Source organism: Chitinophaga sp. NPDC101104, from assembly GCF_050277495.1.
GTDB lineage: Bacteria > Bacteroidota > Bacteroidia > Chitinophagales > Chitinophagaceae > Chitinophaga.
Genome location: NZ_JBNNSF010000001.1, coordinates 3,423,525 through 3,430,275 on the forward strand (window position 1 = coordinate 3,423,525; position 6,751 = coordinate 3,430,275).

7 protein-coding genes are annotated in these 6,751 nt (G+C 56.1%); 4 read left to right on the forward strand and 3 right to left on the reverse strand.

Annotation, left to right across the window (positions count from 1 at the left end):
* Nucleotides 1–4 precede the first annotated feature (4 nt).
* Both ACQKLP_RS13720 and ACQKLP_RS13725 read left to right on the forward strand, forming a co-directional pair.
* Nucleotides 5–1,198 carry a DUF4998 domain-containing protein gene (locus tag ACQKLP_RS13720; protein WP_427323316.1) on the forward strand — a complete coding sequence of 398 codons (1,194 nt, stop codon included), beginning with the start codon at nt 5–7 and terminating at the stop codon, nt 1,196–1,198.
* Between the two features lie 13 nt (nt 1,199–1,211).
* The gene (locus ACQKLP_RS13725) at nt 1,212–2,558 is read left to right on the forward strand and encodes an alpha-L-fucosidase (RefSeq protein ID WP_427323317.1); all 1,347 of its coding nucleotides are present in this window, start codon (nt 1,212–1,214) and stop codon (nt 2,556–2,558) included.
* Nucleotides 2,559–2,676: 118 nt separating this feature from the next.
* Here ACQKLP_RS13725 and ACQKLP_RS13730 read toward each other — a convergent pair whose 3' ends face one another.
* On the reverse strand, nt 2,677–3,861 hold the full coding sequence (locus ACQKLP_RS13730; RefSeq protein ID WP_427323318.1) for a serine hydrolase domain-containing protein: 1,185 nt from the start codon (nt 3,859–3,861) through the stop codon (nt 2,677–2,679).
* Between the two features lie 268 nt (nt 3,862–4,129).
* Between ACQKLP_RS13730 and serA the strand changes: the two genes are divergently transcribed.
* Both serA and ACQKLP_RS13740 read left to right on the forward strand, forming a co-directional pair.
* Nucleotides 4,130–5,368 carry a phosphoglycerate dehydrogenase gene (serA, locus tag ACQKLP_RS13735; protein ID WP_427323319.1) on the forward strand — a complete coding sequence of 413 codons (1,239 nt, stop codon included), beginning with the start codon at nt 4,130–4,132 and terminating at the stop codon, nt 5,366–5,368.
* Between the two features lie 117 nt (nt 5,369–5,485).
* A complete protein-coding gene (locus ACQKLP_RS13740; protein ID WP_427323320.1) occupies nt 5,486–5,842 on the forward strand; it encodes a DUF4260 domain-containing protein in 357 nt (118 codons plus the stop codon).
* 46 nt (nt 5,843–5,888) lie between these two features.
* Here the strand turns inward: ACQKLP_RS13740 and ACQKLP_RS13745 are convergent, their stop codons facing one another.
* Together ACQKLP_RS13745 and ACQKLP_RS13750 are read right to left on the reverse strand one after the other, a co-directional pair.
* Complete coding sequence (locus ACQKLP_RS13745; RefSeq protein ID WP_427323321.1) at nt 5,889–6,284, reverse strand: hypothetical protein; 396 nt, start codon at nt 6,282–6,284, stop codon at nt 5,889–5,891.
* Between the two features lie 30 nt (nt 6,285–6,314).
* Entirely contained in the window at nt 6,315–6,713 is a 399-nt protein-coding gene (locus tag ACQKLP_RS13750; protein ID WP_427323322.1) for a hypothetical protein, read from the reverse strand.
* Between the last annotated feature and the right edge of the window lie 38 nt (nt 6,714–6,751).

A 6,751-nucleotide genomic window follows, 5' to 3' on the forward strand; every position in this document is an offset into this window, starting at 1 on the left:
CAACATGCGAAATCCAATCATCATCATACTCCTCGCAGCGGCCGTTTTCGCCGCCTGCCGGAAACAGGACGATTACAAGAAATACCTGGAAGGAGGGGAGATCCTCTACACCGGGAAGGCCGATTCCATGCGCGTGCACGCAGGCCGGAACCGCGTCCAGGTATCGTGGCTGCTCATCGCCGACCCGAAAATCGCTTTCAGCAAACTGTACTGGAACAACCGGAGAGACTCCGCCACCGTGCCCGTCAACCGCACGAAAGGGATCGACACCGTGCGGTTCGTGGTAGACAGGCTCGACGAGCGCACCTACGAATTCGAAGTCGTGAATTACGACAAAGCCGGCAACCCGTCTGTCACCAGCCGCGCCTCCGGCGTGTCTTACGGCACCATGTACGAAACCTCCCTGCTGAACCGCGCGTTCGCTGAAATTGAAGCGCTGTCCGACAAAGTGATCATCCACTGGAACGATGTGGATACGCTCGACGGGATCCATTCCATCCAGATCCGCTACACCCATCAGAACGGCACGGTGCGCGACACCATCGTCCGCAGCCGGACCAAGGAAATGGTGACCGTTCTGCCGAAAGTGGCGCCCAACTCAGAGTTCAGCTACCGCACGCGCTACCTGCCCGATTCCCTGGCCATCGATACCTTCCTCACCGTTTTCGACAAGCGTACCATCGGCGAGCTCGACGTTACCGCCGATTACATCAAAAATCCAGGTAAGCCATTCCTCCGCAGCGATGCCGGCGATAGCCGGTTCTCCGTTCTGGCAGACTGGCAATCGAACGACGAAGCGAAGAAGAACGGGAATGCCGATGAGCTCGATGGAGCCGCCAAACGCTACCTGACGCTCTGGATCTGGGGTAACGGCACGATCATCAACGGAAAGATCTGGCAGGCGGTACAATTGCCGAAAGGGACCTTCCGGCTCGAAGCCTTCCAGCAGAACGTCGACGGCACCCTGGAAGCCACGTATTTCACCGTTGCGGCCGGGGGCGCCGGATTGCCGGACGTGGAACAGATCAACACGGCCATCACGTCCAAAAAACTGAGCGATAACAGCGACAAGCACCACGTCCTGACCTTTACGCTCAACCAGCCCACTACCGTCAGCCTCGGGTTCGTGGGCACTTATATCAATCCCACGGCGCAGACGCTCCGTATCGAACAGATCAAACTTTACCAGACCCAATAACTAATCCGGAACAATGTTTCAGCAATTCAGAAACGCGGCCATGTGCCTCCTGCTGCTGGCGGGAGGCGCACAGGCGCAGCAACAGCAGATCGGCAGGGAAACGCCGGCGCAGAAAGAAAAACGTATGGAATGGTGGACGAACGACCGCTTCGGGATGTTCATCCACTGGGGGCTGTACGCCCTGCCCGCCAGGCATGAATGGGTGCGCCATTACGAATGGATCCAGGACGGCGACTACCGCAAGTATTTCGACCTGTTCAACCCCGACCTGTTCGACCCGAAGCTTTGGGCGAAACAGGCAAAGGCAGCGGGCATGAAGTATGCCGTGCTCACCACCAAGCACCACGAAGGCTTCTGCATGTTCGATTCCAGATTCACCGATTATAAAGTCACCAACACGCCCGCGCGCCGCGACCTCGTTCGCCAGTTCGTGGATGCATACCGGGCAGAAGGCTTGAAAGTCGGTTTTTACTATTCGCTGATCGACTGGCACCATCCGCAATTCACCATCGACGGGCTGCACCCGCACCGCCCGCGCGACGGTTCCGACTCCGTGTACGCCGTGCTGAACAAAAACCGCGACATGGCCAAGTACCGCCAGTACATGCGCGACCAGATCACCGAACTGCTCACTAAGTACGGAAAGATCGACGTGCTGTGGCTCGACTTTTCCTATCCCGGCAAGCACGGCAAAGGGAAAGACGACTGGGGCAGCGTGGAGCTCCTGAAACTCATCCGCAAGCTGCAACCCGGCATCATCGTCGATAACCGCCTCGACCTGGGGATGTATGCCGACGGACAGGATTTCGAAACACCCGAGCAGGTAAGCGTGGAAGAACTGGCCAAGTACCACGGCAAAGCCTGGGAAACCTGCCAGACCTTTTCCGGCTCCTGGGGTTACCACCGCGACGAAAATACCTGGAAAAGTACCCGCGAGCTGCTGCGCCTGCTGATCGGTTCCGTGTCTAACGGCGGCAACCTGTTGCTGAACGTAGGCCCCACCGCCCGTGGTGAATTCGACGAGCGCGCGCAGGACGCCCTTGCCAACATGGGCAAATGGATGCGCAGCAACAACAGGGCCATCTACAACTGCACCTTCGCGCCGGAAGGCTTCAAAACACCTGCAGGCACCATGCTCACGTACAATCCGAAAACGAAGCGGATGTACGTCCACATCATGGAATACGGCAAAACCCTCGTGCTGCCGGCCTATAAAGGCAAAGTGAAGTACGCCCAGTTCCTGCACGATAATTCGGAAGTCCGTTTCGACAAATCCGATAACGACGACGTAGTGCTCGCGCTCCCGGAACGCAAGCCCAACCAGGAAATCCCGGTGGTGGAACTGGTGCTCAACAACTGATCTTACATCCGTTTTTCGATAACCAACAAAATGCCTAAGTAGGGCATTTCCATGCCAGACACGAAAACGCCCCCAGGTAAGTACCTTGGGGGCGTCTCTATTTTGAATTACTGGAGGCTTATTCTTCGCCGGCTTCATCACCGTCGCCATGGCCGAGCACCTGCCGCAGCGGGCGGACGGCCTGGTAAATGCCGCGGTTGTAACGGTTGCCGAGGATGACGAGGGTAGTACTGTCCTGCACGAAACGGTAGAACACGGTATTGTTGCCATGCCACCAGCCGTTGTGGTACACGATCTTGCGGGCACTGTCGGGATACGTCATGAGGCGCCAGCCGAGGCCGTAGTTGCGCACGCCGGGCTTTTCGTTGGAATACGGCTTGTAGGCTTCCGCGAGCGTCTCGGGCTTGAACAGCTTCCCGGAATAGATGGCCTGGTCCCACTTCAGCATATCGCGGACGGTGGAATAAATGCCTTTGTCGCCCGTAACGCCGTCGAAACTGTTATCCGCTTCCGGACGCCAGTTGGAAAGGTGGGAAACGGTTTGACCCGTCCGCGGCGCCAGGGTAGGGTCTGCCACGAAAGTGTGCGTCATTTCGAGGGGGCCGAAGAACGTCTGCTGGAGGTAATCCGCATATTTCTGGCCGCTCACTCTTTCGATGATAGCAGACAGGATGAGATAATTGGTGTTGCAATAGCTGAAATGCCGGTCGGGCTGGTATTGTGACGCCGGTTTGTGGACGATCATGAGGTTGATGACTTCTTCGTTGGTGAGAAAATGCGCTTTGTCTTTATTCAGGCTGTCGCAGAAGTAGAGATAATTGGGAAGCCCGCTCCGGTGGTTGAGCAGGGTGCGGACGGTGACGCCGAGGTATGGAAAATCCGGCCACCATTTGGTGACGGGGTCTTCGAGCGACAATTTCCCTCTTTCCACGAGCGACAGTACGGCCATACCGGTGAAGGTTTTGGAGACGGACGCGAGCTGGAAGGAGGAGGAATCCGATACCGGGATTTTGGTGGCGTGGCTTTCGAGGCCCTGGTAGTGTTCGTAGAGCACAACGCCTTTTTTGGCGACGAGTACGGCGCCGCTGAAAGAGGAGGCTGGCAGGCGATGTCTGATCAGGTCTTCCACTTCCCGGCCGATCCGTTTGTTACGGGGATCGGCGAGAATGGCTTGTACCTCTTGTTCGGAGAGCCCGAGGGTGTATTCAGACGTTTTGGCCGGAGCCTTCTTTTCATCTTTCCGGCTGGCGGAGCTGCTGCTGCAACCGGAATATATAAATAAGCCAGATATGGCTAATAACACAATTGCCTTCGACCCGTTCATTTCAATGCTGCTGGTATATGTTGATTGATATCGATTTCTTAACAATATTCATGCCCGAACAGGCACGATCCGCGAAAATAATTTAAAAAATACGAATTGAGAGGGGCTTTTTTTGCGTAATGTCGAATTCCGAAGGGCCTTTATTTGATTTCTACTCAAACTAGGCTAAGTTTGTGCCACTTTTTGATGACAAATCCATCACCGGAAATGTCATCGCATTGTAATCAGCAGATATATATCCAACACCATGAGCCAAAAGAAATTAACGAGTTACCCAAAAGAGAAGATCAATATCCTTTTGCTGGAAAACATCAGTGACGCCGCGGTGGCAGAGTTCAAGGAGGCGGGGTATGTGAATACCCGGAAAGTCACGGGAGCCCTCAGCGAAGAGGACCTGATCCGCGAAGTGAAAGACGTCCATCTGCTGGGCATCCGCTCCAAGACACAGGTAACCGCCAAAGTGCTCGAAGCCGCCAAGAAGCTCCAGGGCATCGGCTGCTTCTGTATCGGCACCAACCAGGTAGACCTGAAAAGCGCCACAGAGCACGGTGTGGCCGTTTTCAACGCGCCGTATTCCAACACCCGCTCCGTTGCGGAACTGGTGATCGGCCTGTCGATCCTCCTCATCCGCCGCATCCCCGACAAAAACGCCGCCGCCCACAAAGGCATCTGGATGAAGGAAGCCACCGGCAGCTATGAGCTCCGCGGCAAAACCATCGGTATCGTCGGCTACGGCAACATCGGCAGCCAGGTAAGCGTGCTCGCGGAAGCACTGGGCATGAACGTCCTCTATTACGACGTGGAAACCAAACTGCCCCTGGGCAACGCCACCCAGATCCGCACCATCAAAGAACTGTTCTCACAATCGGATATCATTTCCCTGCACGTACCGTCTAACCGCAGCACGGCGGATATGATCAATAAAGAAACCCTCAAACACGTCAAAAAAGGCGCGATCTTCCTCAACTACGCCCGCGGCGAAGTGGTGGTGCTCGAAGATCTCCGCGACGCGCTCGAAAAAGGACAGCTGTCCGGCGCAGCGGTAGACGTGTTCCCGGTAGAGCCGGAAAAGAACGGCGCGGCCTTCACAACGCCGCTCCAGGGCTTGGCCAACGTGATCCTCACCCCGCACATCGGCGGCAGCACCGAGGAAGCGCAGCACAACATCGGGCTGGACGTGTCCTCCAAAATGCTGAATTACCTCGAAAAAGGCGCCAGCTTCGGTTCGCATACCGTGCCGGCACTGAGCGTTCCCGCCATCGAGAACACCCATCGCATCCTGCACATCCACAAAAACGTGCCGGGCGTACTGTCTGAAATCAACAGCGCGCTGTCATCCAAAAACATCAACATCGTAGGCCAATACCTCAAGACCAACGACCAGATCGGTTACGTGGTGCTGGACGTGGATTCCAAGCTTTCCCAGGAAGCGTTTTCGCTTCTCAAGGATGTCAACCATACGATCAAGACCCGCATGCTGTATTGATTTTGCCGGTCTCAACGATACCAGGCCTCCCGGCGTTCCGGGAGGCTTTTTTTATGCGGAAATATTTGGTGAGGATTCCGAAAGAAAGCGCAACTTTGCGGCATATTTCTGACAAGTATGTCCAAATTGATAAAACTGGAGGAAGTGGCGATGTTCCTGCTCGCCATGCTGATGTTCGAACAACAGTGCACGTTGTCGTGGTGGTGGTTTTTCGGTTGCCTTTTATTGCCCGACCTGAGTATGCTCGGATACCTGGGCGGCCCGCGCACCGGCGCCTGGGTTTACAATTTCTTCCATCATAAGGGCGTTGCCCTGCTGGCTTACTTCGCCGGCACCTGGTTCGCTTTCGAGCCCCTGGCGTTCGCAGGGATCGTCTTATTCGCCCATTCCTCGCTCGACCGTGCGTTCGGTTACGGCCTGAAACTGGCTACCGGCTTCCAGGACACGCACCTGGGAAGGATCGGGAAGAAGTGATCATGCTGCGGAAGGAATAAAGCTGTCTGCCCGCTACCGGCAGGCACTATTTCACATATAACGAATCGATCAGGCCCGCCGCCGACCCGTCGTAGAAGCGGAAGTACTTGGGCCCGGGAGCGCCGATGGCCAGGGAAAGCATGTGGCTGCGGGGAGTTGCCGATTGGCTGCAGTCAGGCGTTTCGGCGTTCCGTCCCGCCAAACTGGAAATGACCAGCGTATCGCCGTAGGTAATGGAATGCAACAGGGCGATGTCTTCACAAGCGCCGGCGAGCACCGTCACCTGCAGGCTTACCACTTCGCCGCGACGGATCGTATCTGGCCCTTCCATCCGGGTTACAACCAGCTGGCGGACGACCCGCTCGGTTTCTGTTTCCTTGTCACATCCCCAAACGGACATCAATAAGGCCGCGACGAGCCCTGGCAGGAAGGTTTTCTTCATCAGGATTAATTCTACCTAAATATGCAATTTTTATTTGACATATACGGAATCCATTAGTTGCCCGTTTCCCGCCTCCAGGACGAGGTACTGCTTCCCCGGCGACTTATACCGCCAGTTCAATGTACCGACAACCTCCGGCAGCGATGTATCGCACGACCGGCCCCGGTTCTCCTTTTCCGCCAACACCCTGAACCATGTCGTATCCGGCGCATAGCGGCCGGCATTGGCGGCGATCGTCAGCCGCTCGCAATTCGCGACCCTCGCCGCAACCGTTATACCAAAGGAAACATTCGCGGCAACCGTATCCGGGCATTCGAAGCGCAGCACCCGCGCCGGCCGGGACGATCGTTCGAATCCGGGTTTGGAACAGGTCCACGACATGAACAACGTGGCGCCGGCAAGCAGCATGGCGATCGGGGCTATTTTCATACAGCATGAAATTATATCCCTCTAAAACGTAACCACTT